The following is a 583-nucleotide window of genomic DNA, read 5'->3' as shown; positions in this document are numbered from 1 at the left end:
GCGGTCGCCGGAGGCGATCCTTGACTCGGTCAGACCCCAGAGCATGCTGGCAGCCAAGGTTTCAAGGCGCGGCCTCGCCGCTGCGGGCGGGCGTCGGGACAGGTGAGGCCGGGGGCGATGTGAGTGCGCGTCCCCTCCTGGTCCGCGTTTGACAGCCGCCCCTGGATCGATTTGTCTGACTAGACGCGAGCGGCGACCCGCCCGCTCCAACGCCAGCCGCCCCCGGAGCCAAACCCTCATGCGCAAACGGTTCGCGGCCGCCGTGCTGGCGCTTGGGCTGCTGGCTTTGGCGCCCCCCGTTCGCGCCCAGGACAACAAGCCCTTTCCCGTCACGATCACCGTCGACGCCGCGCGCCCCCTGGGCCCCGTCAAGCCGGTCTGGCGGTTCTTCGGGGCCGACGAGCCGAACTACGCGACGATGAAGGACGGGCGCTCCACCCTGGCCACGCTGGGGAGCCTAGCGCCCGACCGGGTCTATTTCCGCACCCACAACCTGCTGACCTCGGGCGACGGCGCGCCGGCCCTGAAGTGGGGCTCGACCAACGCCTATACCGAGGACGCCCAGGGGCGGCCGGTCTATGAC

Annotated in this window: 1 pseudogene; it reads left to right on the top strand. The window is 71.0% G+C overall.

Features of this window, described 5'->3' with window-relative positions:
• Positions 1–238: 238 nt before the first annotated feature.
• Positions 239–583, top strand: a pseudogene (locus J7528_RS24005) (beta-xylosidase); the annotation flags it as partial.

The sequence above is a fragment of the Caulobacter sp. genome (assembly GCF_017744445.1).
Taxonomy (GTDB): Bacteria; Pseudomonadota; Alphaproteobacteria; order Caulobacterales; family Caulobacteraceae; genus Caulobacter.
Note: the sequence above shows the minus strand (reverse complement) of the source record. Positions and strands in the feature narration are given on the sequence as shown.